Annotated in this window: 24 protein-coding genes and 1 pseudogene; 4 read left to right on the top strand and 21 right to left on the bottom strand. The window is 63.5% G+C overall.

Annotation, left to right across the window (positions count from 1 at the left end):
• Nucleotides 1–31 precede the first annotated feature (31 nt).
• From rnc to RBRH_RS03295, 17 genes are all read right to left on the bottom strand, one after another.
• Complete coding sequence (gene rnc, locus RBRH_RS03375; RefSeq protein ID WP_083813425.1) at nucleotides 32–1,204, bottom strand: ribonuclease III; 1,173 nt, start codon at nucleotides 1,202–1,204, stop codon at nucleotides 32–34.
• A 50-nt stretch (nucleotides 1,205–1,254) separates the two neighbouring features.
• Complete coding sequence (lepB, locus tag RBRH_RS03370; RefSeq protein ID WP_013434553.1) at nucleotides 1,255–2,166, bottom strand: signal peptidase I; 912 nt, start codon at nucleotides 2,164–2,166, stop codon at nucleotides 1,255–1,257.
• Nucleotides 2,167–2,184: 18 nt separating this feature from the next.
• Nucleotides 2,185–3,978, bottom strand: a complete 1,794-nt coding sequence (gene lepA, locus RBRH_RS03365) for a translation elongation factor 4 (RefSeq protein WP_013434552.1) — start codon at nucleotides 3,976–3,978, stop codon at nucleotides 2,185–2,187.
• Between the two features lie 98 nt (nucleotides 3,979–4,076).
• Entirely contained in the window at nucleotides 4,077–4,373 is a 297-nt protein-coding gene (locus RBRH_RS03360; RefSeq protein WP_013434550.1) for a glutaredoxin family protein, read from the bottom strand.
• A gap of 16 nt (nucleotides 4,374–4,389) precedes the next feature.
• Nucleotides 4,390–5,889, bottom strand: a complete 1,500-nt coding sequence (locus tag RBRH_RS03355) for a DegQ family serine endoprotease (RefSeq protein ID WP_041753177.1) — start codon at nucleotides 5,887–5,889, stop codon at nucleotides 4,390–4,392.
• A 31-nt stretch (nucleotides 5,890–5,920) separates the two neighbouring features.
• Nucleotides 5,921–6,967, bottom strand: coding sequence for a MucB/RseB C-terminal domain-containing protein (locus RBRH_RS03350; protein WP_041753174.1), 1,047 nt, complete (start codon nucleotides 6,965–6,967; stop codon nucleotides 5,921–5,923).
• A 4-nt stretch (nucleotides 6,968–6,971) separates the two neighbouring features.
• Entirely contained in the window at nucleotides 6,972–7,646 is a 675-nt protein-coding gene (locus RBRH_RS03345; protein WP_041753172.1) for a sigma-E factor negative regulatory protein, read from the bottom strand.
• A 51-nt stretch (nucleotides 7,647–7,697) separates the two neighbouring features.
• A complete protein-coding gene (gene rpoE / locus RBRH_RS03340; RefSeq protein ID WP_041753171.1) occupies nucleotides 7,698–8,297 on the bottom strand; it encodes an RNA polymerase sigma factor RpoE in 600 nt (199 codons plus the stop codon).
• 121 nt (nucleotides 8,298–8,418) lie between these two features.
• Nucleotides 8,419–8,937: a protein YgfX gene (locus RBRH_RS03335; RefSeq protein ID WP_049786351.1), complete on the bottom strand. Its 519-nt coding sequence runs from the start codon at nucleotides 8,935–8,937 to the stop codon at nucleotides 8,419–8,421.
• Nucleotides 8,937–10,175, bottom strand: coding sequence for a beta-ketoacyl-ACP synthase II (gene fabF, locus RBRH_RS03330; RefSeq protein WP_013434544.1), 1,239 nt, complete (start codon nucleotides 10,173–10,175; stop codon nucleotides 8,937–8,939). Before fabF ends, RBRH_RS03335 begins: the two co-directional genes overlap by 1 nt.
• Nucleotides 10,176–10,278: 103 nt before the next feature.
• Complete coding sequence (gene acpP / locus RBRH_RS03325) at nucleotides 10,279–10,518, bottom strand: acyl carrier protein (protein WP_041754094.1); 240 nt, start codon at nucleotides 10,516–10,518, stop codon at nucleotides 10,279–10,281.
• 132 nt (nucleotides 10,519–10,650) lie between these two features.
• Entirely contained in the window at nucleotides 10,651–11,400 is a 750-nt protein-coding gene (gene fabG, locus RBRH_RS03320; protein ID WP_013434542.1) for a 3-oxoacyl-ACP reductase FabG, read from the bottom strand.
• Nucleotides 11,401–11,449: 49 nt separating this feature from the next.
• The gene (fabD, locus tag RBRH_RS03315) at nucleotides 11,450–12,382 is read right to left on the bottom strand and encodes an ACP S-malonyltransferase (protein WP_013434541.1); all 933 of its coding nucleotides are present in this window, start codon (nucleotides 12,380–12,382) and stop codon (nucleotides 11,450–11,452) included.
• A gap of 80 nt (nucleotides 12,383–12,462) precedes the next feature.
• Complete coding sequence (locus RBRH_RS03310) at nucleotides 12,463–13,452, bottom strand: beta-ketoacyl-ACP synthase III (RefSeq protein WP_041753170.1); 990 nt, start codon at nucleotides 13,450–13,452, stop codon at nucleotides 12,463–12,465.
• Nucleotides 13,452–14,594, bottom strand: coding sequence for a phosphate acyltransferase PlsX (plsX, locus tag RBRH_RS03305; RefSeq protein WP_013434539.1), 1,143 nt, complete (start codon nucleotides 14,592–14,594; stop codon nucleotides 13,452–13,454). The genes RBRH_RS03310 and plsX overlap by 1 nt, the downstream gene beginning before the upstream one ends.
• Before the next feature lie 117 nt (nucleotides 14,595–14,711).
• The gene (gene rpmF, locus RBRH_RS03300; protein ID WP_013434538.1) at nucleotides 14,712–14,891 is read right to left on the bottom strand and encodes a 50S ribosomal protein L32; all 180 of its coding nucleotides are present in this window, start codon (nucleotides 14,889–14,891) and stop codon (nucleotides 14,712–14,714) included.
• Nucleotides 14,892–15,009: 118 nt separating this feature from the next.
• Complete coding sequence (locus tag RBRH_RS03295) at nucleotides 15,010–15,684, bottom strand: YceD family protein (RefSeq protein ID WP_157864329.1); 675 nt, start codon at nucleotides 15,682–15,684, stop codon at nucleotides 15,010–15,012.
• Nucleotides 15,685–15,754: 70 nt separating this feature from the next.
• Between RBRH_RS03295 and RBRH_RS03290 the strand changes: the two are divergent.
• Together RBRH_RS03290 and RBRH_RS03285 are read left to right on the top strand one after the other, a co-directional pair.
• Nucleotides 15,755–16,541 (top strand): annotated as a pseudogene (locus tag RBRH_RS03290) (Maf family nucleotide pyrophosphatase).
• Nucleotides 16,538–17,248, top strand: coding sequence for an SAM-dependent methyltransferase (locus tag RBRH_RS03285; protein WP_013434534.1), 711 nt, complete (start codon nucleotides 16,538–16,540; stop codon nucleotides 17,246–17,248). Before RBRH_RS03290 ends, RBRH_RS03285 begins: the two are co-directional and overlap by 4 nt.
• A gap of 115 nt (nucleotides 17,249–17,363) precedes the next feature.
• On the opposite strand, the gene RBRH_RS03280 is transcribed toward RBRH_RS03285, so the two are convergent.
• From RBRH_RS03280 to RBRH_RS03265, 4 genes are all read right to left on the bottom strand, one after another.
• Nucleotides 17,364–18,380 (bottom strand): S49 family peptidase, encoded by a 1,017-nt coding sequence (locus RBRH_RS03280; protein ID WP_013434533.1) that lies wholly within the window; start codon nucleotides 18,378–18,380, stop codon nucleotides 17,364–17,366.
• Nucleotides 18,377–18,775 (bottom strand): Rieske (2Fe-2S) protein, encoded by a 399-nt coding sequence (locus RBRH_RS03275; RefSeq protein WP_041753168.1) that lies wholly within the window; start codon nucleotides 18,773–18,775, stop codon nucleotides 18,377–18,379. The genes RBRH_RS03280 and RBRH_RS03275 overlap by 4 nt, the downstream gene beginning before the upstream one ends.
• Before the next feature lie 70 nt (nucleotides 18,776–18,845).
• Nucleotides 18,846–19,505, bottom strand: a complete 660-nt coding sequence (locus RBRH_RS03270; RefSeq protein ID WP_013434531.1) for an HAD-IA family hydrolase — start codon at nucleotides 19,503–19,505, stop codon at nucleotides 18,846–18,848.
• Nucleotides 19,486–20,496 carry an RluA family pseudouridine synthase gene (locus tag RBRH_RS03265; protein WP_013434530.1) on the bottom strand — a complete coding sequence of 337 codons (1,011 nt, stop codon included), beginning with the start codon at nucleotides 20,494–20,496 and terminating at the stop codon, nucleotides 19,486–19,488. Before RBRH_RS03265 ends, RBRH_RS03270 begins: the two co-directional genes overlap by 20 nt.
• A gap of 718 nt (nucleotides 20,497–21,214) precedes the next feature.
• On the opposite strand from RBRH_RS03265, the gene RBRH_RS03250 reads away from it, so the two are divergent.
• Both RBRH_RS03250 and moaA read left to right on the top strand, forming a co-directional pair.
• A complete protein-coding gene (locus tag RBRH_RS03250) occupies nucleotides 21,215–24,517 on the top strand; it encodes an Rne/Rng family ribonuclease (RefSeq protein ID WP_013434528.1) in 3,303 nt (1,100 codons plus the stop codon).
• Nucleotides 24,518–24,739: 222 nt separating this feature from the next.
• Nucleotides 24,740–25,831 carry a GTP 3',8-cyclase MoaA gene (gene moaA / locus RBRH_RS03245; protein ID WP_041754092.1) on the top strand — a complete coding sequence of 364 codons (1,092 nt, stop codon included), beginning with the start codon at nucleotides 24,740–24,742 and terminating at the stop codon, nucleotides 25,829–25,831.
• Nucleotides 25,832–25,841: the final 10 nt, after the last annotated feature.

Raw genomic sequence — 25,841 nt, 5'->3', positions numbered from 1 at the left:
GCTGCGACGGGCCGCATTAGCGCGGTCGCGCTCACGCGCCGGCATCGGCCTTGCGCGGCGTCGGATGAGGCGCCGTATCGCGACGCTCATCGAGCGCCTGTCTGGACCCGGCCGGCACATCGGCAACCACCACGGTGGTAGCGGCAATCGCTGCCGCTGCCTTGGCCAATGGCGCATCGACCGCTGTGGCCGCAGCGGCCCCCTTGTCGGCCTGGCGTGGCGCCCGCTCGACCGAATGGTCAGCCTGCGCGGCACGCATCATCGCGACGGCGCTCGGCACGCCATTTGACGACGGCGCGCTGCTCACGCGTTCATGGTCATTGCCTCCCCGCTCCATCGGCTGCATCGCCCGCTCGGCGGGATGCGTGGCGCGCTCGGCGCGGCCCACCAGCCGCTCGGTCTTGCGGTCCAATGCGGGGCGTAAATCCAGTGCACCCTGCACCCCGGTGCTAGGCGACGGTGTGTCCCCGGATTCGCGCTTGGCAGCGCGTGCCGCACTCTTCGATCGCTTCGGCTTGCCGAGCAGCTGCGGCGCCACCGCCATCACTTCTTCGAGCGCCTTTTTTGCGGCAGCCTGCTCGGCGGCGCGCCGACTGGCGCCGGTGCCGAACACCTTGACCTCGAGCTTCGGCACCGTGCACTCGACCTCGAACTGCTGATTGTGGGCGGCGCCCGTGGTCGCGATCACCGCGTAGCTCGGCAATGCGATCTTGTGCCCTTGCAAATACTCTTGCAACAATGTCTTGGCATCCTTGCCCAGCGTGCGCGGATCAATATGATCCAAAATAGGGACATATAAACGCTTGATCACCGTTTGCGCCGCGTCGAACCCTCCATCCAGGAAGATCGCGCCGAGCACCGCCTCAAACGTGTCGGCCAGGATCGATGGCCGCCGGAAGCCGCCACTGCGCAACTCCCCCTCACCGAGCCGCAGCGCCTCTGCGATATTTAGCGCCTGAGCAATTTCGTACAGCGACTGTTGCTTGACAAGATTCGCCCGCACGCGGGACAAGTCGCCTTCGTCAAGCTTGCCAAAACGTTGGAACAAAAGGGCGGCCACCACGCAGTTGAGGACTGAATCGCCAAGGAATTCGAGCCGCTCGTTATGCGTGGCACTGTGGCTTCGGTGGGTCATCGCCTGCCGCAACAATTCCGCATTGCGAAATTCGTAGTGCAGCCGGCTTTCCAGCGGTGACAAAGGCATGGATAGAAGTATAACGCGTGCAGCAGGCTGAGCCGTGCAACGCTCAGGCGTCATTCGAACGAGCCGATTCGCTTCAGGTTCGAGAAGTTCAGCCAGATAAAGAACGCACGGCCAACCAGGTTGCGCTCAGGCACGAAGCCCCAGTAGCGACTGTCGGCACTATTGTCCCGGTTGTCGCCCATCACGAAATAGTGGCCCGGCGGCACCTTGCAAATCACGCCACGGTCGTTGTAGTGGCAATTGTCGCGATAGGGATAATCGTCTGCGCCAATCACGAACGGCGGCACGGCCGGATCGTTGAGCAACGCATGGCGCTTGCCCCCGAGTGTCTCGCTGTACTGCTTGACGTATTTGGCCGGCTGCCCCATTGACAGCCGGTCCTCATCCAGATAATCCGGCAGCGGCACTTCGAGCACCACCTCACCATTGATCGTCAAGTGCTTGTCCTGATACGCGACCACGTCGCCCGGCACGCCAACGACGCGCTTGATGTAATCGATCGACTCGTCCTTCGGATAGCGGAATACGACGACGTCGCCGCGCTGCGGGTCTCGGTTCGGGATGATCTTCTTGTCGATGATCGGCAAGCGGACCCCGTAATCATACTTGTTGACCAGGATGAAGTCGCCAACAAGCAGCGTGGGCACCATCGAGCCGGACGGAATCTTGAACGGCTCGACAATGAATGAACGCAGCACGAATACTAGCAAGATCACCGGAAAGAAGCTTGCCGAATACTCGAGCCACCACGGCTGGCGCAGCCGTTCTTCGCGCAGCCTGGCCCGCGTGCGGGCGGCGTCTTCGTCGCGAAAGCGCTCATCCATGCGCTGTTGCTGCTGATCAAACTCGTGCGCGGCGGCATCCGCGGCCCGCCGGCGCTGAGGCAGAAAAACCAGTTTGTCCGCTACCCATGCAATGCCGGTCAACACAACCAGGATGAAGAGGATCAGCGCAAAATTCATGGAGATTCCGTTTTTCGGTTATTTGTCTTCGACTTTGAGGATAGCGAGAAATGCCTCTTGAGGAATCTCGACGCTGCCAACCTGCTTCATCCGCTTCTTGCCTTCTTTTTGCTTTTCGAGCAGTTTCTTCTTGCGCGTGATGTCGCCACCGTAGCACTTGGCTAGCACGTTCTTGCGCAGCGCCTTGATGTTCTCGCGCGCGATGATGTGCGCGCCGATGGCCGCCTGGATCGCGACGTCGTACATCTGCCGGGGAATGATTTCGCGCATCCTCGCGGCCACCTCGCGGCCGCGATACTGCGACTGCGACCGATGCACGATCACCGACAACGCATCGACCTTGTCGCCGTTGATCAGCATATCGACCTTGACCACGTCCGATGCTCGGTATTCCTTGAACTCATAGTCCATCGACGCGTAGCCGCGCGATACGGACTTGAGCCGATCGAAAAAGTCCAGCACGATCTCGGCCATCGGTATCTCGTACGTGAGTTGCACCTGGCGACCGTGGTAGGCCATGTTGACCTGATTGCCGCGCTTGCTCGTGCACAGCGTAATCACCGCGCCGACATAGTCCTGCGGCATATACAGGTTTACCGTCACGATCGGCTCGCGAATCTCGGCGATTTTGGAGGGCTCAGGCATCTTCGCCGGGTTCTCGACCATCATCATCGAGCCGTCCTGCATCAGCACCTGGTACACGACGGTCGGCGCCGTCGTGATCAAATCCATATTGAATTCGCGCTCAAGCCGCTCCTGCACAATTTCCATGTGCAGCAAGCCTAGGAAGCCACAGCGAAAGCCGAAGCCCAGCGCCTGCGAGACCTCAGGTTCATATTGCAGCGACGCATCGTTGAGCTTAAGTTTCTCGAGCGACTCGCGCAACGCATCGTACTGGTTGGCCTCGACCGGATACAGCCCGGCAAACACCTGGGGCTTGACTTCCTTGAAGCCCGGCAACGGTTCAGCCGCCGGCTTCGCCGCATGGGTGATCGTGTCGCCGACCTTCGCGGCCGTCAACTCCTTGATGCCCGCGATCACGAACCCAACCTCGCCCGCGGACAAGACGTCACGGTTTTGCGACTTCGGTGTGAACACGCCCACGTGCTCGACCGGATACTGCGCGCCGGTCGCCATCATCTTGATCTTGTCCTTCGGGCGCAACGCGCCATTGATAATGCGCACCAGCATCACGACGCCGACGTAATTGTCGAACCACGAATCGATGACCAGCGCCTGCAACGGCGCCTGCGCGTCACCGCGGGGCGGCGGCACCTTAGCGATTAGCGCCTCGAGCACATCCTGCACGCCCAGGCCGGTCTTCGCGCTGCACTGGACTGCGTCTGTGGCGTCGATGCCAATCACATCCTCGATTTCGGCCATCGCGTTGTCCGGGTTCGCCGCGGGCAGATCGATCTTGTTGAGCACCGGCACGACCTCGACACCCAACTCGATCGCGGTATAGCAGTTTGCGACAGTCTGCGCCTCGACCCCCTGGCTCGCGTCGACGACCAGCAGTGCCCCCTCGCAAGCGGACAACGACCGGCTCACTTCATAGGAAAAGTCGACGTGGCCTGGCGTGTCGATCAGATTCAAGTTATAGACACGGCCATCCCGCGCCCGGTACGTCAACGCGGCGGTCTGCGCCTTGATCGTGATGCCGCGTTCGCGCTCCAGGTCCATCGAATCGAGCACTTGCGCTTCCATTTCGCGGTCCGACAAGCCGCCGCACAACTGGATGATGCGGTCGGCAAGCGTCGATTTACCGTGATCGATGTGCGCGATGATCGAAAAATTACGAATATGATCCATTCAATGCCGATCAAGCGAAAAAGGCGCGCTCGGACAAAAGTGGAGCACGCCTTGCGATAAAGTCAAGAATCCGCGCATTTTAGCGGAAAACGCATCGATCAGGCTGGACTCGTAGGCCATCGCCCCGCATCGAAGTCTGCCAACGCCCGCGCGACGCGCACAGGATCGAGCCGATAGCGACACAACTCGACGCCGTCCAGCAGCAGCACAGGTACCGCCTCGTCATACTGCGCTTGCAGCACTGGATCCGCGTCGATGTCAACCACGTCGACGACGATACCGCTCGTGCTCGGCCACAGTGCATCGAGCTGCGCCCGCATGTCGTCGCACAAATGACACCAGGCGCGGCCGTACAGCGTCAGGCGAGGCAGGCGGCGCGAGCCGTGCGCCATCATCGAGCGTCGGCCCGCATTACTTCTGTGCCGGCGCGAGCCGCGGCCTGACTGGGACGAACTGCGTGTTGTCGCCGCGGCGCACCAGCAACGCCGCAGCCTTTTGCGGATCGAGTTGCTGCACGAGCGACTCGAATTGTTTCGTATTCGCGACGTCAGTATCGCCGATTCGCAGGATGATGTCGCCCCGCTGCAACCCTGCGCGGGCCGCCGGGCCGTGCACGCCATCGACCTGCACGCCACCGACCAGATTCATCGCCTTGCGCTGCGCCGGCGACAGATCGCTGACCGCCAGTCCAAGCTGGTTCGATGCACGCTCGCGCGGCGGCGTGCGGCGGCTAGTCTGCGCCTTCGTCTTGTCCGGCTGCATCTCGGCCACAACGACCGACAAATCTTTCGTCTGGCCCTTGCGCCAGATCGTCAGCGTCGCTCGGGTACCGGGCTTGGTTTCGCCCACCATCCGCGGCAGGTCCGTCGCCGTATCCACAGTGCGCTCATTGAACTTCAGGATAATGTCCCCCGGCTGCACGCCGGCCTTGTCGGCCGGGCCGTCCACCTCGACGCTGGACACTAGCGCGCCTTGCGCCTTAGGCAGCCCCAGTGAGTCCGACACGTCCTTGCTCACTTCGCCGACCGCCACCGCGATCCGCCCCCGCACAACTCGTCCGTTGACCTTGAGCTGGTCTGCGACGCGCATTGCCTCGTCGATCGGGATGGCAAACGAGATCCCCATGAAACCGCCAGTACGACTGTAGATTTGCGAGTTAATGCCGATTACCTCGCCCTGCATGTTGATCAACGGCCCGCCCGAATTGCCGGGATTGACCGCGACATCGGTTTGGATGAACGGCAAATAGTCGCCGGTATCGCGCCCCTTCGCACTGACAATGCCGGACGTGACCGTGTTGTCCAGCCCGAAGGGGGAGCCGATCGCCACGACCCATTCCCCGACCCGAACCTTGTTCGAATCGCCGATCGTCACCGTCGGCAGGCTCGCCGCATTGATCTTCACAAGCGCCACGTCGGTGCGCTCGTCCACGCCGATCAACTTTGCCTTGAATTCGCGTTTGTCGGTCAGCGTCACATAGATCGTGTCCGCGTCATCCACCACATGCGCATTGGTCATCACATAGCCGTCAGCCGACAGGATAAAGCCGGAACCTACTCCGCTGCTCTGTTCTGAATCCGACGGATCTGAATCCTCGCCTCCGCCCCCTCCGCGCGGCGGGTTCGGCTTGCCCGGCTGCTGTGGCAGCGGAATACCAAAGAAGCGCCGGAAGAACTCGGCCATATCGCCGCCATCATCCAGCCCGGGGGGCAGGCCGCCTATCGGGCCCTGTTGCTGCGCATGCGTCGTGGTGCGGATATTGACGACCGCCGGGCCGACCTTATCGACCAGATCCGTGAAATCTGGCAGGCTGGCAGCAGCTGGCGCCGCGGCTGCGCACGGGGACACCAAGGGAATACAGATGGCCATGGCGGCCGCGAGCAGGAATCTGCGCACCGGATGGATATTCATATTGTTGACCAAAAGAAAGAGACCGCGCGAACTATCGAGGAGCCCTGTATTCTATGGCAGAAGTGAACCGTTGCAGCGTCGTCATCGGTACTTCACCCAACGCGGTGATCCAATAATCACCATGACGCTTGACTAGGATGTGCGTGGCTGCGCTCGCACCCGAACCTTCCTTGCGGGAATTGCGCTCGAATGGCTCGACGAAAATCGAGACCGCACAAAGCCCATCAGAAAACACCGCCTGATCCACGGCAATGGGCGACGACGACGGATCGCGTGCGGCCATCGGCCGACGTAGCTCCCGCACCTTGCGAAACCCGGGAATCTGATTCGGCAATTGCCAGCCCGCTGCTTCCATGTTGACTGGCTCCACCGGGGGGCGCACGCAACCAGATGCGTTGCGCACGGCCTGGGCAATCGCGTTGCGGCCCGCCGGCACGCCGAGCCGGACCTGCGAAAAGGCAACCTGCTCGAGCACCTGCCCGTCGCTGTCCAGCGTCTGCTCGCGCAACAGCAAGCCGGTCTTCTGGTCAGCCCACAACTTATACGTATAGCGCAGCGCGTCCTTTGGACGCAATTCGATCACCGTCGCGTCCAGTCCGGCGACACGGTCGGTCCCCAGCAGTTGCGGATCGTAGACACTCAATACGTGGTCGCTGCTCGCGGACAACAACGCGGGGAACGCATCCCTGTTCTGCCGATGCTCGAACACGCACAGCTTGCGCTCGGGCACGAACGTGTAGACCTCGTCGTTGTGCCGCAGCATTCGGCGCGGCTTACCGTCCAGGCTTTCAAGCCTTTCATATTCGCCGTCACCATGATCCGCGAAATGCACGATACTGGATGACTGCACCGCCGAACCACGCTGGTAGACGAAAATCCCTTCGTAGCTCTGCTGCTGCGCTGCCTGGTGGATCCGGTTCAGCCAATTGGCCGCCTCGCGCCGCGCGACGAGCGGCTCGTCGGTGCGCAGCTGAGCGTGGACGGCCGCGCAGACCATCGAAATGAATACGGCTGCGACGAACATCGTTCCCCGCAGCCGCCCCCGTGCATCGATTGTTTTTGACCGCTGAAGCTGCATCAGATTATTTGCTCTCGGAAACCGCGGCGGCACGGATCAAAGGCGTGGTGGATTGGATCATCGGCTGCTGCGCGAATTGCTGGTGCGCGGCCAAATATTGATCCAGATCCGCATCGCGAACAATGTTCGCCTCCTGGATGTCCTGCGGCACGCCGCCATTCATCGGCGTGGACGCCAATGCGACGCGTTGCATTGCCTCCACACCTGAGCCGCTAACCGAAGCGACTTGTGCCGGCGTGTCCGCACCGCCAAGGCCTTGCAGTTGCGGCACGACCACCCAGCTCAGCGTCGCGGCGGCAGCGGCCACCGCGAATACGGGCAGCATGCGGCGCCGTAACGCCAGCGTGCGCCGCACGCTGGTCTGCAACGCCGACGGCGCCAGCACGTGCGGCTCCTCGGCCAGTCGCGCGGAAAACCGGGCAACGAACGCCGCGCTCATCGCGGCATCCTCGGCCAATTCATCGGAACGCAGCACATCACCAATCAGATGATAGTCGGTCCACAAGGCCCGCCCGTCAGCATCCAGCGTCGACAGAAACTGGGCAAGCCTGTGCGACACGCGCGCGCGCGCCGCGTGCCCACCACCTTCCGGCAACTCACCATCCAGCGCGGCGGAAATACGCTCGGCAACCGAAATGTGGCTCGCCGACTCGTTCATTTGCAATGGAACCGACTCCATGATGCTCCCCATCTAACTGACAACCCCGTCGCCCCCGCTCGACCCTTACCACTACCACCGCTTGCCTTCGGGGGTATCCAGCAACGGGCGCAACCTTGTCGCAATGGCTTCGCGAGCCCGAAAAATCCGCGACCGAACGGTGCCGATTGGGCAACCCATCATCTCGGCGATTTCCTCGTAGCTCAGCCCCTCGATCTCGCGCAGCGTGATCGCCGTGCGCAGCTCCTCGGGCAATAGCGCCATCGCGGCGTTGACCGTCTGTGCGATCTGCTTGCTCATCAACACTGATTCAGGCGTGTTGATATCCCTTAGTTGGTCAGCATCGGAGAAAGTTTCAGCCTCCTCCGCGTCCGCTTCCGTGGACGTCGGCGCACGCCGGCCCTGCGTCGCAAGGTAATTTTTTGCGGTGTTGACGGCTATCCGGTACAACCACGTATAGAACGCGGACTCGCCGCGAAATTGCGGCAGCGCACGATATGCCTTGATGAACGCGTCCTGTGCGACGTCCTCGACTTCTGCGGGGTCGCGCACGAGGCGCGAAATGAGCCTAATGATCTTGCGGTGGTATTTGGCGACCAGGAGTTCGAACGCGGCTTTATCGCCTTTCTGGACGCGCTCGACCAGCGCCTGGTCGATTTCTTTTTCGCTCACCTGAAAAATCCGTTGTCTGTATAGATTGCGACGCGAAAGGACGCCTATTGTAGCGCCCTGTGGGCAGGCAAGCGTTACAACGGTTACAAGGGGCCGCGCGGGCGTGCTGCGGTGCAACAACTCATCCGGGCCGCCGGCGTTGACGCGCCAGCGCGATCGCCAACTCGCGGAAATGGGCCGGCTCGATTGCGTCGGCCGCGATCAGCACCGAACCCGACCGTGCACTGTGCCGCGTCGCCCGCTCGTCATCAGGCGCCAGGCGTAGCACCAACAGGCCGGCAGCAGGACGCGCGTGCCCAAGGATCCGGTGATATCGCACCGGCGCACCCTGGCGATGCCACGTGAGCGCACCATCCGGCCCGACTTGGATCGCAATCGGCCTCATGCGCTCCTGCCACTGCGAAAAAACAGCCAATACGAGCGCCACCGCGAGCGCTGCCGCTGCGGCAGCGATGAAACCGATGCGCGGCGCCAGCACCAACATCACCGCCAGCGCGCACGCACCCGCGCAGACCATGCCCAGCGCCGCAAGCATCGGCGAGCGCTGCAAAGCCATCGCGTCGTCGCGCGCCGCCGATGCGATGCTGGAGTGCAGCGACGGCGCGGGCCGCAGCCCCGCGAAGATGGCGCGATCCGTCATCAGACGCGCTTGAACACCAGCGTACCGTTCGTGCCGCCGAAGCCGAATGAGTTCTTCAACGCGACATCGATCTTCATCTCCCGCGCAGTATTCGCGCAGTAATCCAGGTCGCACTGCGGATCCTGATTGAAAATGTTGATCGTCGGCGGCGATACTTGGTGATGCAGCGCCAGCACGGTGAATACCGACTCCAGACCGCCCGCGCCGCCCAGTAGGTGGCCGGTCATCGACTTTGTCGAGTTCACGACCATGTGCTTGACGTGGTCGCCAAACGCGCGCTTAATGCCGATGGTCTCCGCCAGGTCGCCCAACGGCGTCGACGTGCCATGCGCATTTAGGTAGTGAACTTCATCCAAGTTCACGCGCGCGTTCTTCAACGCTGCCAGCATGCAGCGGCGCGCGCCGTCGCCATCCTCGAGCGGCGCCGTGATGTGGTATGCGTCAGCACTCATGCCATAGCCGGCAACTTCAGCATAAATCCTCGCGCCACGCGCCTTCGCGCGCTCGTATTCCTCAAGCACCATCACGCCGGCGCCCTCGCCCAGCACGAAGCCATCACGGTCCTTGTCCCACGGACGGCTAGCCGTGGCTGGATCATCGTTCCGCTGCGACAGCGCGCGCGCGGCGGCAAAGCCGCCAATGCCCAGCGGCGACACGGTCGCTTCTGCGCCGCCGGCCAGCATCACGTCGGCGTCCCCGTATTCGATCAACCGCGCCGCCTCGCCAATGCAGTGCAGGCCGGTCGTGCATGCGGTCACGATCGCCAGATTCGGCCCCTTGAGGCCGTAGCGCATCGACAGGTGACCGGAGATCATGTTAATAATCGAGGCTGGGACGAAGAAAGGAGAGATTCGCCGTGGCCCTCGGTTCAGCATCTCGGTTTGCGTGACTTCGATCATCGGCAAGCCGCCAATGCCCGAGCCGACGACCACACCGATACGCTCCAAATCCTCGCTTGCCGTGTCGATGCCCGCGTCCGTCATGGCTTGCACGCCGGCCGCAAAGCCGTAGTGGATGAACGTATCCATGTGACGGGCCTCTTTGGCCGCCATGTAGTCCTCGATATTGAAGCCCTTGACTTCACCGGCAAAACGCGTTGAAAAATTCGATGCGTCAAACTTCGTGATATTCGCGATCCCCGATTTGCCAGCAATCAGGTTCGCCCAACCGTCGGCAACGTTATTGCCAACGGGCGAAATCAGCCCAAGGCCGGTAACTACCACACGACGACGGCTCACGATATTCCCTTTTTCATAAATAACAGAAAATCAAAAAGCCACAGCGGCCGCACGGAAACCCGTGAGCCCTGTGGCCGCGATCTGCGACAGTCAACCCAGACGCTCAGGCCTTGACGTTAGCCCGGGCGTAGTCGATTGCCTGCTGGACCGTCGTGATCTTCTCGGCTTCCTCATCCGGAATCTCCATGCCGAACTCGTCTTCCAGCGCCATCACAAGCTCGACAGTGTCCAGCGAATCCGCACCCAAATCGTTGACGAACGATGCCTCGTTCTTGATTTCCGCGTCAGCCACGCCGAGCTGTTCCGCGACGATCTTCTTGACGCGCTGTTCGATGTTGTCCATGCACCCCTCCAGGGAAAATGAGTTCAAAAATGCAAGTGCGCGCATTTTATCAGGTTTGTCCCGCAAAAAATGACGCGCGACCAGATTCGCCGCAACCCTTGCAAGCACCGCGGCAAGCGCAGCCGGCACCCGTCAGGACATGTACATGCCGCCGTTGACGTGCAGCGTCGTGCCCGTGATATATCCCGCCTGCGCCGAAGCGAGGAATGCAACCGCGTGGGCGACGTCTTCCGGCGCACCCAGCCGGCCTAATGGAATCTGCGCGTCGAGCGCAGCGCGCTGCGCCTCGGGCAACACGCGGGTCATATCCGTGTCGATGAAACCCGGCGCCACGCAGTTGACGGTGATGTTGCGGCTGCCGATCTCGCGCGCCAGCGCCCGCGTCATGCCGGCTACCCCCGCCTTGGCCGCTGCGTAGTTGACCTGCCCCGGATTACCGGTCGAGCCGACGACGGACGTGATGCTGATGATGCGCCCGCCGCGCGCCTTCATCATCGGCCGCAGCACGGCACGCGACAGGCGGAACACGGCCTTCAGGTTGGTGTCGATCACCGCGTCCCACTCGTCGTCCTTCATCCGCATCGCAAGCTGGTCCTGCGTGATGCCGGCGTTGTTCACTAGGATGTTCAATGCTCCGAACTCCTTGACCACTGAATCGACCAGCGCATCGGCCGCGCGGCCGTCGTTGACGTCCAGCACCACGCCGCGACCGGCCATGCCTTCGGCGTGCAACGCGTCACTGATCGCCGCCGCCCCCTTGTCGGACGTGGCGGTGCCGATCACCGTCGCGCCGGCGCGCCCGAGCACGAGCGCAATCGCACGGCCAATGCCGCGCGACGCGCCGGTGACCAGCGCAATCTGTTTGTCGAGCGATTTTTCCATCTCGTCTTGGCTCCGAATCGAATGATGAATCCCGTTGACAGCCCGGCATTCAACCCTGCAACAGTTTCAGCGTATCGTCGAGCGATGCCGGATCAACGATCGCGCCGCCCACCAGGTTGGCATCAATGCGCCGCGTCAGCCCGGCCAACACCTTGCCAGGGCCGCACTCAATCACATGCGTGATCTGCTGCGCGGCGATCGCGCGCACGCATTCGACCCAGCGTACCGGTCCGGCGGCCTGGCGCACCAGCGCATCCTTGATGCCGGCCGGATCCGACACCATCGCCACGTCGATATTGTTGACCACCGGGATCTGCGGCGCGCACACGTCGACGTCGGCCAGATATTCGCGCAGGCGCTCGGACGCCGGTTTGAGTAGCGACGAATGAAACGGCGCCGACACCGGCAGCAACACCGCGCGCTTCGCGCCCTTGGCCTTGGCGATCTCACATGCCTTATCCACGGCCGTCTTGTGGCCGGCGATCACAACCTGCGCCGGCGCATTGAAGTTGACCGCCTCGACGATGCCGGCCGACCCCGCTTCCGAGCATGCGGCGCGCACTGCGTCATCATCCAGCCCCAAAACCGCAGCCATCCCCCCGGCCCCGACCGGCACCGCTTGCTGCATCGCCTGCGCGCGAAAGCGCACCAACGGCAACGCATCGCGAAACGTGATCGCGCCTGAAGCGACCAGTGCCGTGTATTCGCCGAGGCTGTGGCCAGCAACGACCGCCGGTGCCACGCCACCGGCTTGTTGCCACACGCGGTAAATCGCGTAGGCGGCGGTGAGCATCACGGGCTGCGTATGGGTGGTCAGGTTCAGTTCGTCGGCTGGCCCCTGTGCGATCAGGCGGCCGATATCCTGGCTCAGCACATCGGACGCTTCCTCGAGCGTCGCCTTCACGACAGGATGATCGCCAAATGCATCGAGCATGCCGATCGATTGCGAGCCTTGTCCGGGGAAAACGAACGCGAACTTCATATCGTCCTCAAATAGAAAAAACAGCGAAACGGCATGCGCTCGGACGGCGCAACACGCACCTGCGCATGCTGTACACGCATCTACATGCGGATGACTGCCGCACCCCAGGTAAATCCACCGCCAACGCCCTCGACCAGTACCCGGTCGCCGGGCTTGATGCGTCCGTCCCGCACCGCCACGTCCAGCGCGAGCGGAATCGATGCGGCCGACGTGTTGCCATGCTCGCCGACCGTCACGATCATGCGCTCCAATGGCAACCCGAGCTTGCGACACGTGCCCTGCATAATCCGGATATTGGCCTGATGCGGAATCAACCAATCGACCTGGTCCGCCGACATGCCGGCCTTGGCCAGCGCTTCGAGCGCCACCTCCTCGAGCACGTTCACCGCGAGTTTGAATACCGTGGGCCCGTCCATGTGCAAAAATGCACTCCCTTGGATCACACCGCCGTTGACGTTGCCTGGCGTGCATAGGATGTGCGCGTGGCTGCCGTCCGCGTGCAGCGCGCTCGCCAGCAGCCCTGGCTGATCCGAGGCGCCGAGCACGACGGCACCAGCGCCATCGCCGAACAGCACGCAGGTGGTCCGATCCTTGAAATCGAGCAGCCGCGAAAACGTTTCGGCACCGATCACCAAGGCGTTGCGATGCGCGCCGCTGCGGATTAACCCGTCGGCCACCGCCAGCGCATAGGCAAACCCGGAACACACCGCTTGCACGTCGAATGCCGCGCCGCCGTTGCGGATGCCGAGCTTGTCCTGCAGCAGGCAGGCCGTGCTCGGGAACACGAAGTCTGGTGTCGACGTGGCGACAATGATCAGCTCGATCGCCTGCAAATCGATGCCAGCTGCTGCGATCGCACGCTGCGCGGCCACCCGTGCAAGGTCGCTGGTGGCTTGCTCGGGCGACGCGAAATAACGGGCATGAATACCCGTGCGCGCCATGATCCATTCATCGCTCGTCTCGATCCCCTGCTGCGCGAGCCGCTCGGCCAGCGCCTGGTTGGTGACACGCGTCGGCGGCAGGTAGCTGCCGGTACCGAGCACGCGCGAGTAAATAGTGGAATGAGCCATCATACCTTCGAGGAGAGCGCGGCCAACGGCTCAGACGCGGATCCCGCAGTGCCGCCGGTGGTCGTATTGGAAAGTGCTTGTGCGACGCCGGACACGTCAGGTTCACCCAAGGCGGCGTCGGCCGCGCGAGCGAGCGGGTCGGCATTTTCCTCCAGCGCCCGCGTCAGGCGCTCGAGAACGCCATTTTTCACGGCATCATACCCACGCTTGATCGCCCACTCAAACGCGTACGCATCTGCCGAACCGTGACTCTTGATCACCAGGTTGCGCAGGCCAAGCAGCGCGGCGCCATTGTACTGGCGTGAATCGACTCGCTTCTTGAAACGCGACAGCACTGGTAGCGCGAGCAGCGCCATCAGCTTCGTGGCCCACGAGCGACTGAACTCTTCGCGAATCATGTCGGCCAGCATCCGCGCGAGTCCTTCGGATGTCTTCAACGCGACGTTGCCGACAAAGCCATCGCAAACAATCACATCGACCGTGCCCTTGTAAATGTCGTTGCCCTCGACATTGCCGCGGAAATTGAGCGTGCTCGCGCGCAGCAATTCGCCAGCGCGCTTGATGATCTCGTTGCCCTTGATCACCTCTTCGCCGATGTTCAGCAACCCGATCGACGGGCAATCCTTGCCCTCGATCGCAGACACCAGCGCGTGTCCCATCTCGGCGAATTGCAACAAATGCTGCGGCTCACAATCGACATTCGCGCCCAAATCGAGCATTGTCGTGTAGCCATGCTGGTTTGGCAGGGCGAACGCGATCGCCGGCCGCTCGATGCCGGCCAGCGTCTTGAGCACGTAGCGCGACACCGCCATCAACGCGCCGGTGTTACCAGCCGAGATGCAGGCTTGCGCATGACCCTCCTTCACCAGGTTCAACGCGACGCGCATCGACGAGCCCTTCTTCTTGCGCAGCGCAACCTCGACGGAGTCGTCCATCGCGACGATCTCGCTCGCATTGACGATCGACAGCGTCGGCATGTCGAGCGCCTTACATCGCTTGAGCTGCGCGCGGATCGCGTCGTCCAAGCCCACCAGCACGAGTTGCGCATCCGGATGCGCACGTGCGAAACTGACCGCGGCGGGAACCGTCACGGTTGGACCGTGGTCGCCTCCCATGCAGTCGATTGTAATCTTTACAGTCATGGGATGCGGCGAATTTCAGGCACAAAAAAGCGGCAGGTCAATGCCGCTTTTTTGACGAACCGATGGCAATTCAATCGCGAACAAAAGGTGAGGCAGGCGACCATTGCCGCCAGGCACTTAATCGTTCTTGGTCTTGACGACCTTCTTGCCGCGATAGTAGCCGCTCGGGCTGATATGGTGACGCAGATGGACTTCGCCGGTGCTCGGCTCGACGGCCAGCGGCGCGGTGCCCAGGAAATCGTGCGAGCGGTGCATGCCGCGCTTCGACGGCGACTTCTTGTTTTGCTGAACTGCCATGGTAACTCCAGAAAAATTTCGTCAATTTTAACACAGGCCCACGCCCCGCCCGCCACCCGCCAGAGAGCCGATGACAGGCCGGCACGACCGGCCTGGCCTCTAGACCGCGTCCGCCCACTCAATGCGTCGGCCCGGACTTCGACCCGCCGCCCTTAAGCGCCTCGAGCGCGGCGAACGGATGCTCGCGTTGCGCTTCGTCACCGGCCGGCGATTCGTCAGCTTCATCGCCGGAATCGCGCGCATGCTCGCCCGCCGCGCCGGTCACCAGGCTCTCGTGTATCTGAGTGCAAACCTCATGCTTCGGCACCAGCGGCAACGACAACAACAATTCTTCCTCGATCAACTCGACGAAATCGAATTGGCGCGACCCTACGATCACATCAAACGACGTGTCGTCGAGCGCACGCTCATCCGCCTCGTCGTCACGCTCGACGATCCGGTATTCGGCATCGATGTCCAGTGGCACGCGAAACGGTTCCATGCAACGTTGGCACTGCAACCAGATCGCGCCATGCACGGTTACCCGCAGGTACGGCTCGTCAAGCACGGTGCCATCGGGCCGCAGTTCGCGCACCGATCCACCCTGCGCCTGCCAGTGCAATGCCGGATCATAATCGTCGAGCGTCACCGCGTCGGCGGGCACTTCGGCTGCCAGCCGGGCCAACTCGCCGATGTCAAACTGCCCCGCCGCTTGCCGACCGGTTCGCGCAAACTCGAACACATCCAGCGCATGCAGGTTGAGCGCCACCGCACGGCCCATCGACGCGCCCTGCTTGTCCGTTGACTCCGCCATCTGGACCTCCTCCCGCGCCATCCCGTCAACAGGTGCAGCCGGTATTGTCGGCCGCCGCGCCGCGACGTTTATGAACCGCACCGATGAAAAGCCCGGTATCATATCGCTTTTGTCTTTACGCGTCAAACACTTAAGCCAGCACCGCGCGCGTTCGCGCAACGCGCCAGATGCCGGCCGTGGTCAAATCGCGCATCCTGGACCGCTTCCGCCCATGCAGCCCATACCCGCTTCAATCGCCGCGCGCCGGCTGATTCTCGCTTCCAGCTCCCCGTACCGGCGCGCACTGCTCGAGCGGTTGCGCGTGACGTTCGACGTCGACGTGCCAGCCATCGATGAAACACCCTTGCCGCACGAAGCGCCGGCCGGCACCGCCCTGCGACTGGCCGAGGCCAAGGCCCGCGCCGTGGCCGCGCGCAGCGGCGATGCGCTGGTCATCGGCTCGGATCAGGTCGCCACGCTCGCCGGCCGGCAGATCGGCAAGCCCGGCGACCATGCGCGCGCTCGAGCAGCTATGCGCGATGCGCGGGCGCGACGTCGAGTTTCACACCGCGCTGTGCCTCTATGATCCGCGCGACGACACCGCACGCTGCACGGACGTGGTCACACGGGTACGCTTTCGCAACTTGCCCGATACGGAACTGAGCGCTTACTTGCAACTGGAGCGGCCCTACGACGTCGCCGGCAGCGCCAAGGCGGAAGGGCTCGGAATCGCCTTGCTGGAGGCGGTCAACAGCGACGACCCCACGGCCTTGATCGGCCTGCCGCTGATCGCGCTGACCGACATGCTGCGCCAGGCCGGCGTGACGCTGTTCGGCACCGCCGACGCCGCATCCGAAGCACCGGAGCCAGCGCAATGACCGGCGTACTGTACTTGGTGCCCAATGCGTTGGGCGACGCCGCTGCGCTGGCGGGCGTGCTACCCGAACCAGTGCGCGCGCTCGCGGCGCGGCTGACCTACTATGTCGGCGAAAACGCGAAAAGCACGCGGGCGTTCCTAAAAAAAACGGGGGGCACGCTTCCGATCCAGGACATCGAGATTCGCGAATTGAACGTCAACACGCCGGCGAGCGCAATCGATGCGCTGCTCGCACCGATCATCGCAGGCCGCGACGGCGGGCTGCTGTCAGAAGCCGGGTGTCCGGCTGTGGCCGATCCCGGTGCGCTGCTGGTGCGCCGAGCGCACGAGCGCGGCATCCGAGTCGTGCCACTGGTCGGACCCAGTTCGATCCTGCTAGCGCTGATGGGCTCCGGCTTGAACGGCCAGAGCTTTGCCTTTCACGGCTACCTGCCGGTGGATGCCGCGCAACGCACGAAGAAGCTGCGCGAGCTGGAGCAGCAGTCGCGTCGGGCCCGGCAGACACAGATCTTTATCGAAACCCCTTATCGCAACCGTGCGCTGCTCGATGCGCTGGCCGGCGCGTGCGCGCCGGACACGCTCGTGTGTGTAGCCGTTGATCTGACGCTACCGGATGAGCAAATCGTCACCCGGCCGGTGTCGGCGTGGCGCAAGGAGCCGATCGAACTGCACAAACGACCAGCCATTTTCCTGATGCTGGCGAGCTGACAGCAGCCCAGCGTGCGGGGCCGACCGGGCCCCAAGTGTCCATCCCGAGTCCGAATCAACGCGTGGCAGGACTGTGCCCGGTCCACGGCCCAACGCCCCGAGTTGACAGCCAGGCTCAGCGTAGGCTTGGCGCGGCGCCGAGCGACAGCACACGAAGCGCCGCGCCGCCGACCGCCGCGCCGAACTTGCGGGCGACACGATCGGTGATGCTCTCCTTGACCGTATAGTCGACGATATCCGGTGCCTTGATGACCTCGCGTGCGACATAGTCGGTACTGCCGAATCCATCGGCCAGCCCGAGTTCGACGCTCTTGTCGCCGGTCCAAAATAGCCCGGAAAACATGTCTGGCGTTTCCTTCAGACGCTTGCCCCGACCTTGCCGCACCGCGGCAATGAACTGCGCATGGATATCATCCAGCATGTGCTGCGCATGCTGCTTCATTTTGTCGCTCTCGGGCGAAAACGGATCGTAGAACCCCTTGTTCTCGCCGGACGTGTGCATCCGGCGCTCGATACCAAGCTTGTCCATCAGCCCGGTGACGCCAAACCCGTCCATCCGCACGCCGATCGAGCCGACAATGCTGGCCTTGTCGACGTAGATTTTGTCGGCGGCCGCCGCCACGTAGTAGCCGCCCGACGCGCAAATGTCCTCGACCACCACATACAGCGGCTTGGACGGATACTTGTCGCGCAAGCGGCGGATCTCGGTGTTAATGATGCCGGCCTGCACCGGGCTGCCGCCCGGGCTGTTGATCCGCAGGATCACCCCGGCGGTATTCGAGTCGTCAAAGGCATTCTGCAATGCAGCATCGATGTTCTGCGCGCTCGCATTCGAGTTCGCTGCGATCTCACCGTTCAGTGAAACCAGCGCCGTATGGCGTCCGGCCGAAACCGAACGTTCGCCCAACAGGCTGAACACGCTCCAGGTGAGTGCGATCCACACGGCGAGGAACGCGCCGCGAAAGAAAATCCGCCAGCGGCGCGCCGCCCGCTGCTCGCGGATAGCCGCCAGCGCGACGCGCTCGAGCGCATCGCGCTGCCAATCGTCGGGCGCACGGCCGGCGCCGTCGGCTCGCCCCTGCTGGGCAGGCGTGGGGGTTCGCGGGTTGTCATCAGTCGAATAGTGGGTCATGCGCAGTCAGGTCCTGCTTCAAGGGAAAGAGGTCGAATTTCATTGTCAGGCAGCCAAAAGACGGCTGGCCCATCGGCCGTGTCGCGCTCCTGAACCTGGAGCGGGCGCAGCCGGCCGCCACGGCATGGGCCGCCGACGCAGCGCCCAGTGTCGGGGGCATAGATTGCGCCGTGCGTCGCGCACATCAAGTATAGGCGCGAGCGCTCGAAGAATTCGCCCTCGGACCAGTCCAACTCCATCGGCACATGCGCGCACCGGTTTAGATAGCCGTAAACCACGCCGTGGTAGCGGACAAAGAAAACGGTGGCCGGCGCGCTACCCGCTAGCGCGGCGCATCGGATGCCGCGGCCGCGTTCGACGAGTTCATCCGAAGCGCAAATACGAACAGGTTGCATGAGTTCAGCGCAATGTCTGTGACAATCCCGGCTCGACGCGACAACGGGCACCCACTCGCGCGCGCGCCAGTCATCCGTGCTCGCGCAGCCAATCGGCCAGCGACATGACGTCGGCGGCGCAAAAGCGCGGCTCCAGCTTGATCAGCTGCTCGGCTGGATGGGCGCCATAGGACACCGCCACGGCGGCGGCCCCAGCGTTGGCCGCCATCTGCAGGTCGTGCGTCGTGTCGCCGATCATCACGGTACGCGCGGCACCCTGCCCCAATTCTCGCGTCAATTCATGCAGCATTGCCGGATGAGGCTTCGAGAACGTCTCGTCCGCGCAGCGGGTCGCATCGAACATCGTCATCAACCGGAACGAGTCCAGCGCGCGGTTCAGTCCGACCCGCGATTTGCCGGTCGCCACCGCGAGCAGATAGCCCGCACCGCGTAATTCGTCCAACATCTCGCGCACGCCGGCGAACAGCTCGATATGTGGATCACCGCTCAGGTAATGGAACCGGTAGCGCTGCGCAAGACGCGGGTAGTCGACCGGGTCGAGCGTGGGCGCGGCGATCTGCAACGCGTCGCGCAGCCCTAGCCCAATGACATAGCTCGCCGACAACGCGTCGGGCACTGGCAAGCCAAGGTCGCGGCACGCCCGCTGGATGCTACGCGTGATGTGCGCGGTCGAGTCCATCAGCGTGCCGTCCCAGTCGAACACGATCAAGTCAAATTGTTTGCGCGTCATCCGTGTTCAACATATCCGTCAATTGTTGCAAAAAATTATCGCATTCGGCTGGCAGCGGCGCCTCGAACGACAGCGGCGCGCCGCTGGCCGGATGCTGAATGCTCAGCCGCCACGCATGCAAGAACATCCGGCGCAGCCCCGGCCGGACACCGGGACGAGCCAGGTTCTTGTTCAACGAGAAATCCCCGTACTTGTCGTCACCGACGATCGGCAAGCCTAGATGCGCGAGATGGACCCGGATCTGATGGGTCCGGCCGGTCTTCAGTTCCGCCTCCAGCAGTAAATAGTCACCCAGGCGCTGGCGCAGGTTGAAGACCGTATGCGAGCCCAGTCCATCGGGCTGCACGCGAACCCGCCGCTCGCCGTCAGCGGTCAAGTACTTGTGCAGCGGCGCCTTCACCGCGCGGCGCACGCCCCAATCCGCAGGCCACGCGCCCCGCGCGCACGCCAGATAGCGCTTATCCAGCCGGCCCTCGCGAATCTGCTCGTGCAGACCGACGAGCGCAGCACGCTTCTTGGCCAGCAACAGCACACCGGACGTTTCCCGGTCGAGCCGGTGGACCAACTCCAGCATGCGGGCACCGGGGCGCGCGGCGCGCATTTGCTCGATCACGCCAAAGCTCACCCCGCTGCCGCCGTGCACCGCAATGCCGGCCGGCTTATCCAGCGCGATCAGGCAGTCGTCCTCATATAACACCGGGAACGTCGCAGCCGGCGCGCTCACCGGGGAGTGCGCCGGCTGTGCCACCCGTATTGGCGGCACGCGCACAATATCACCATGCTCAAGCCGGTACGAGGCGTCGACCCGGCCCTTGTTGACTCGCACTTCGCCGCTTCGCAAAATCCGATAAATATGGCTTTTTGGCACCCCTTTGCACACGCGCAGAAGAAAATTGTCGATGCGCTGACCAGCCGACGCGTCGTCCACATTCAGCCATGAAACACGGTCGGCGGCTGCACCATTTTGTGATATTTTGCCTAACTCATTCATTCTGAATATAATTTGCTAAACAGCCCATGCGCCGGTGGCGACCCGCCCGGCACACGACGGACTGTTTCGGTGCAAGCGCCTCGGGCGTTATTTTACCTTGCACCCCAGGCCGGCTGCTCGCCTGGAAGGCGAGAGCAGCAAGTTGCACGCACGTCGTTGCACAGTGTAGGGATATCGCCCACAGGCGGATTCGGCATCGTCAACGGCAAGCCGGTAACGGAAATTTTGGTCATAAAGAATTTTTTGCGTCCAGCCCGCCGCACTCCACGTCGGCCGACGTGGCACGCACGAGCTGGACGGATTGCGAATAACACGCGCGCAGCAGTCGAATCGAGACAGCGCGCGCGAACGAGCGAGACACGCGGGCCACGGCGCCAATGGTCCGCGCACCCGCGCAGGTTTCGGTTCGCGCGCGGCGCGTATTGTGCAACGGCGGCCCGCCGGCAGCAGTGCATCGTACAGTTTGAGGCCGCGCGTCACGCGCTTCATTGCGCGATGCGCGGCTGCACCGCCGTGTTTTGCCGTAGTTTGGAACTATTCGCAGGTGCCCGCGGCATGCCGCGCCTTGGTTGGCGCGCGTTCCGGTCAAGGCAATTCTCCCCAGCCAGAGTTTCCCGCTCCAGCGTGCTTTTTTTGACAAAAAGAGGCGGCGCGCCGCTGCCCGTTTCGGTTCCGCTCTGGACCGTGGCGGGACGCGCAGCCGCACTGGAGCCGTTCAATGAAACGCATGTTGTTCAACGCGACGCAGCAGGAAGAGTTGCGCGTGGCAATCGTCGATGGGCAGAAGCTGATCGACATCGATATCGAAACCGCTGGACGCGAACAGCGTAAAGGCAATATCTACAAAGGAGTCGTCACGCGGATCGAGCCATCGCTCGAGGCGTGCTTCGTCAACTACGGCGAGGATCGCCATGGTTTTCTGCCCTTCAAGGAGGTCGCCCGGCAATATTTCAAGGATGGCGTCGAAATGCGCTCCGCGCGCATCCAGGACGCGCTGCACGAAGGCCAGGAACTGATCGTCCAGGTCGAAAAGGAGGAGCGCGGCAACAAGGGCGCTGCGCTGACCACGTTCATCTCGCTGGCCGGCCGCTACCTGGTGCTGATGCCCAACAATCCGCGCGGCGGCGGCGTGTCGCGACGCATCGAGGGCGACGACCGGCAGGAATTGCGCGAAACGATGGCGCAACTCGAATTGCCAGACGGCATGAGCATGATCGCGCGCACAGCGGGCATCGGTCGCTCCGCCGAAGAGCTACAGTGGGACTTGAACTACCTGTTGCAATTGTGGCGTGCGATCGAGGCAGCGGCGAACGGCACGCGCGGACCCCTGCTGATCTATCTTGAATCGAGCTTGGTGATCCGCGCGATCCGGGATTACTTCCAGCCCGATATTGGTGAAATCCTGATCGATACACCGGATATCCACGATCAGGCTCGCGCGTTTATGGAAGTGGTAATGCCGGACAATCTCGGCAAGGTCAAGCGCTACCACGATGATGTGCCGTTGTTCTCCCGGTTTCAGATCGAGCACCAGATTGAGACCGCCTACTCCCGTACCGTGCCGCTGCCATCCGGCGGCGCCGTCGTGATCGACCACACGGAAGCGCTGGTCGCCATCGACGTGAACTCGGCTCGCGCGACCAAGGGCGCCGACATCGAGGAAACAGCACTGCGCACGAACCTGGAGGCAGCCGATGAAGTGGCGCGCCAGTTGCGGCTGCGCGACTTGGGCGGGCTGATCGTGATCGACTTCATCGACATGGAGGCGAGCAAGAGCCAGCGCGAAGTCGAGCAACGGCTCAAGGACGCGCTCAAGCACGACCGGGCCCGGGTCCAGATGGGCAAGATTTCCCGCTTCGGCCTGATGGAGTTGTCGCGCCAGCGGCTGCGTCCTGCGCTGTCCGAGGGCAGCCATGTGACTTGTCCGCGCTGCAACGGCACTGGCCACATCCGCGACACCGAATCGTCCGCGCTGCAAGTGCTGCGGATCATTCAAGAAGAAGCGATGAAGGAAAACACCGCGGCCATCCATTGCCAGGTGCCGGTTGAGGTAACCGCCTTCCTGTTGAACGAAAAACGCCAGGAAATCAATAAGATCGAATCGCGTTTCAAGGTCAACGTGGTGCTCATTCCCAATAAGCACCTCGAAACGCCGCACTACAAGCTCGAGCGGCTGCGTCATGACGACGTGCGACTCGACGAGCCGCGCGCGTCGTGGCGCATGGCCGAGGAAGCGGCGCGCGAGTTGGAATCGGAAACCGGCTACAGCAAGCGCGACAGCGACGCGAAGCCGAAGCAAGAAGCCGCCGTCAAGGGTATTACGCCGGATATGCCAGCGCCCAGCGCCACGCCACGCCCAGTGCCGCCGCAAGCCCGGCCGAGCGCACCGGTCACACCGGCGGCCACGGCAAGTGGCGGATTCATTGGATGGCTCAAGCGCATCTTCAGTGGCGAGCCTCCCGCCCAGCCGGCCCAGGCCACCGTCAAAGCCACGCCCGCACGGCCGACAGGGGGACGTGCCGGCAGCGAGGCTCGTCAAGGCACGGAGCGCAACCGGCCCCATCGGCGCGGCCCGCAATCCGGTAGCCGTGACGCGGCGCCACGCGACGTTGCTGCTCAACCGGTCCGTGGGCGTCGCGATGAACGCGATACGCGGGACGAACGCGCTGCGCGCGACGAGCGGAGCGTGCGCGATACGCGAGTCCCCCGCCAGGAGCGGCAGCTCGAGGCCCGCGTGGAGGCAGAGCAACCGGCGCGCACCGAACGGCCGCCGCGTATTGAACGTACCGAGCGCGGTGAGCGCCGTGACCGCAACGAGGCGGCGCGGGGCGAGCGCGCTGAACGAGGCGAACGGGCGGATCGGGGCGAACGCGGTGAACGCCACGACCGTGGGGACCGGGCCGAGCGTAGTGAGCGCAAGCAGCTTGAGCAGCCGCCGGTCGAGTCATTACGTGACGAGCAGACATTTGAACAGGGTCAGGAGTCGGCGCCGGGTACCGGCGCCGCCCCGGAAACCGATGTCGGGCGTGACGGCGAGGAGCGCCGCCGCCGCCGGCGCGGACGCCGCGGCGGTCGCCGTGAACGCGACGAGGACAGCGTCAACCTGACTCATGCCGCGGACGTGGCTGAAGGAGAAGGCGAAACGGGTGCCACTGCACCGAGCGCCGCGGCTGGCGCCCCCACCGCGACAACAGGCGACGCAGTGATGGCCCGCGAGCACACGCCAGCACCAGGATCAGAAGCGGCGGTCGAACACGCCGCGACCCAGTCCCCCGCGCCGCGAGAGGCCAACGAGGCTGGCGGACGCCAGGAAATGGAGCAGGTACCGGTAGCCAAGCCCGTGCAACCGGCTGCGGTCGCGGCGCAGCCGCAGCCGCGAATCGTTGAGTCGGCGCATGACTCAAGTGCAGATCCTAGCGTCACCGGTGAGGTCACACGGCAGCAAGCGCCCCCTCCTCAACCATCGGTGGCGTCAACGATGGTGACCACCGCCGCGACGGTGGAGCCACTCGAATCAGCGCCGATACGACGCGACGAGCCGGCGCCGGTACGAGGTGATGAGCCGACACCGGTCAGCCCGCAAAGGGCGGACGAGCCGACATCGGCGCAGCCGGCGCACACCCACGCGCCGGTTGCGTCGACTCAGCTCCCAGGCGCGCAATCGGACGACACGGTGGTAACCGGCCGCGCCGGAGCGAGCCATGGGCAAGCCGTTGTTGGCAGCACACCGGCGGGCGAGCGCGAAGCGCCATCCCAACCGCGCAGCGCCGACGAACCGGCCTCGATCGCCACACCCGCCCCAATGGCTTCGTCGGCAGGCACGTTGTCGATCGACACGCTGGCGCCGATCCTAGAATCCGCTGGACTGGTGTGGGTCAACACCGATACCGACAAGCTGCGCGCGGCGCAGCAGGCTGCGCAAGCTGCCCAGGAGCCGTTGCGCATCGGCCGTGAACGCAAGCCGTTGCCATCGCCGTCCACGGAACCGATGCAGCAGGTCGAGACCCGGCACGGGGTGTAACTAGACGGGCGCGTCGCCCCCGTCGTGCGTCGCAAAGCGGTGCATCATCGATGGCCCTCGCCTCGGCGAGGGCTTTTTATTGGCCTTCTCGGTTATCCAGCGGGCTCGCGGGTCGTGCTGCCACCGATCATCGCAGCCGCGATATAGGATATTGCGCCACAGCAACGCCGTACTCGGCGCATTCGGATAAAATCCTTGGTTGAACTGGCTTGTGCGGCAACCATGAATCGACGTGTCATCCCGCTGAACGAACTGAGCGCCGTCCCAGCGTTCTCGAGCGCCCCTGGAGCGCCGCGCGGGCATGTCATTGACCGCCTCGCCCGCCCGCTGCGCGACCTGCGTATCTCGGTCACCGATCGCTGCAATTTTCGCTGCGTGTACTGCATGCCGCGAACCGTTTTTGGCCGCGACTACCCGTTTCTGCCACACAGCGCGCTGCTGACCTTTGAAGAAATTGAGCGCGTGGCGCGGCTGTTTGTTGCGCAGGGGGTCGAGAAGATCCGCCTAACCGGCGGCGAACCGTTGTTGCGCAAGCATCTCGAACGCCTGATCGAACGCCTTGCCGCGTTGCGCACGCCCGACGCGCGGGCACTCGATCTGACACTGACGACGAACGGCGCACTGCTCGCCCGCAAGGCGCGTGCGCTGAAAGACGCCGGACTCACGCGCGTGACAGTCAGCCTCGACGCACTGGACGATACGTTGTTTAAACGCATGAACGATGCCGATTTCCCGGTCTCGAGCGTACTGGAGGGAATCGAGGCCGCGCATGCGGCAGGTCTTGGCCCGCTGAAGATCAACATGGTCGTTAAGCGCGGCACCAACGACAGCGAAATCGTGCCGATGGCCCGACATTTTCGCGGATCCGGCACCGTATTACGCTTCATTGAATACATGGACGTGGGCCACTCCAATGGATGGAACATGACCGAAGTGCTGCCGTCCGCCGACGTCATCGACCGAATCAACGCGCATTGGCCGCTTGTGCCACTGGACGCGCATTATCCGGGCGAGACCGCGCAACGCTGGCAATACGCGGATGGCGCCGGGGAGATCGGCGTGATCTCCAGCGTCACGCGCGCCTTCTGCGCCAGTTGTACGCGTATACGGCTGTCCACTGAAGGCAAGGCGTATTTATGCCTGTTCGCCGGCACGGGTCACGATCTGCGCGCGCTGTTGCGCGGCGGCGTCACCGACGAGCAGATCGCCGATGCAATCGCGCGGCTGTGGCAAGCCCGCGAGGACCGCTATTCGCAGTTGCGCGGGCAAGCCGCTGGCGGCCCGCGCGTCGAAATGTCATATATCGGCGGCTAGACCGATGCAC

The sequence above is a fragment of the Mycetohabitans rhizoxinica HKI 454 genome, assembly GCF_000198775.1.
GTDB classification, from domain to species: Bacteria; Pseudomonadota; Gammaproteobacteria; order Burkholderiales; family Burkholderiaceae; genus Mycetohabitans; species Mycetohabitans rhizoxinica.
Note: the sequence above shows the minus strand (reverse complement) of the source record. Positions and strands in the feature narration are given on the sequence as shown.

Excerpts from the sequence above, each read along its gene's own strand:
- rnc (WP_083813425.1), bottom strand. The coding sequence starts at position 1,204 with ATGCCTTTGTCACCGCTGGAAAGCCGGCTGCACTACGAATTTCGCAAT.
- lepB (WP_013434553.1), bottom strand. The coding sequence starts at position 2,166 with ATGAATTTTGCGCTGATCCTCTTCATCCTGGTTGTGTTGACCGGCATT.
- lepA (WP_013434552.1), bottom strand. The coding sequence starts at position 3,978 with ATGGATCATATTCGTAATTTTTCGATCATCGCGCACATCGATCACGGT.
- RBRH_RS03360 (WP_013434550.1), bottom strand. The coding sequence starts at position 4,373 with ATGATGGCGCACGGCTCGCGCCGCCTGCCTCGCCTGACGCTGTACGGC.
- RBRH_RS03355 (WP_041753177.1), bottom strand. The coding sequence starts at position 5,889 with ATGAATATCCATCCGGTGCGCAGATTCCTGCTCGCGGCCGCCATGGCC.
- RBRH_RS03350 (WP_041753174.1), bottom strand. The coding sequence starts at position 6,967 with ATGCAGCTTCAGCGGTCAAAAACAATCGATGCACGGGGGCGGCTGCGG.
- RBRH_RS03345 (WP_041753172.1), bottom strand. The coding sequence starts at position 7,646 with ATGGAGTCGGTTCCATTGCAAATGAACGAGTCGGCGAGCCACATTTCG.
- RBRH_RS03335 (WP_049786351.1), bottom strand. The coding sequence starts at position 8,937 with ATGACGGATCGCGCCATCTTCGCGGGGCTGCGGCCCGCGCCGTCGCTG.
- acpP (WP_041754094.1), bottom strand. The coding sequence starts at position 10,518 with ATGGACAACATCGAACAGCGCGTCAAGAAGATCGTCGCGGAACAGCTC.
- fabG (WP_013434542.1), bottom strand. The coding sequence starts at position 11,400 with ATGGAAAAATCGCTCGACAAACAGATTGCGCTGGTCACCGGCGCGTCG.
- fabD (WP_013434541.1), bottom strand. The coding sequence starts at position 12,382 with ATGAAGTTCGCGTTCGTTTTCCCCGGACAAGGCTCGCAATCGATCGGC.
- RBRH_RS03310 (WP_041753170.1), bottom strand. The coding sequence starts at position 13,452 with ATGGCTCATTCCACTATTTACTCGCGCGTGCTCGGTACCGGCAGCTAC.
- plsX (WP_013434539.1), bottom strand. The coding sequence starts at position 14,594 with ATGACTGTAAAGATTACAATCGACTGCATGGGAGGCGACCACGGTCCA.
- rpmF (WP_013434538.1), bottom strand. The coding sequence starts at position 14,891 with ATGGCAGTTCAGCAAAACAAGAAGTCGCCGTCGAAGCGCGGCATGCAC.
- RBRH_RS03295 (WP_157864329.1), bottom strand. The coding sequence starts at position 15,684 with ATGGCGGAGTCAACGGACAAGCAGGGCGCGTCGATGGGCCGTGCGGTG.
- RBRH_RS03285 (WP_013434534.1), top strand. The coding sequence starts at position 16,538 with ATGACCGGCGTACTGTACTTGGTGCCCAATGCGTTGGGCGACGCCGCT.
- RBRH_RS03280 (WP_013434533.1), bottom strand. The coding sequence starts at position 18,380 with ATGACCCACTATTCGACTGATGACAACCCGCGAACCCCCACGCCTGCC.
- RBRH_RS03275 (WP_041753168.1), bottom strand. The coding sequence starts at position 18,775 with ATGCAACCTGTTCGTATTTGCGCTTCGGATGAACTCGTCGAACGCGGC.
- RBRH_RS03270 (WP_013434531.1), bottom strand. The coding sequence starts at position 19,505 with ATGACGCGCAAACAATTTGACTTGATCGTGTTCGACTGGGACGGCACG.
- RBRH_RS03265 (WP_013434530.1), bottom strand. The coding sequence starts at position 20,496 with ATGAATGAGTTAGGCAAAATATCACAAAATGGTGCAGCCGCCGACCGT.
- RBRH_RS03250 (WP_013434528.1), top strand. The coding sequence starts at position 21,215 with ATGAAACGCATGTTGTTCAACGCGACGCAGCAGGAAGAGTTGCGCGTG.
- moaA (WP_041754092.1), top strand. The coding sequence starts at position 24,740 with ATGAATCGACGTGTCATCCCGCTGAACGAACTGAGCGCCGTCCCAGCG.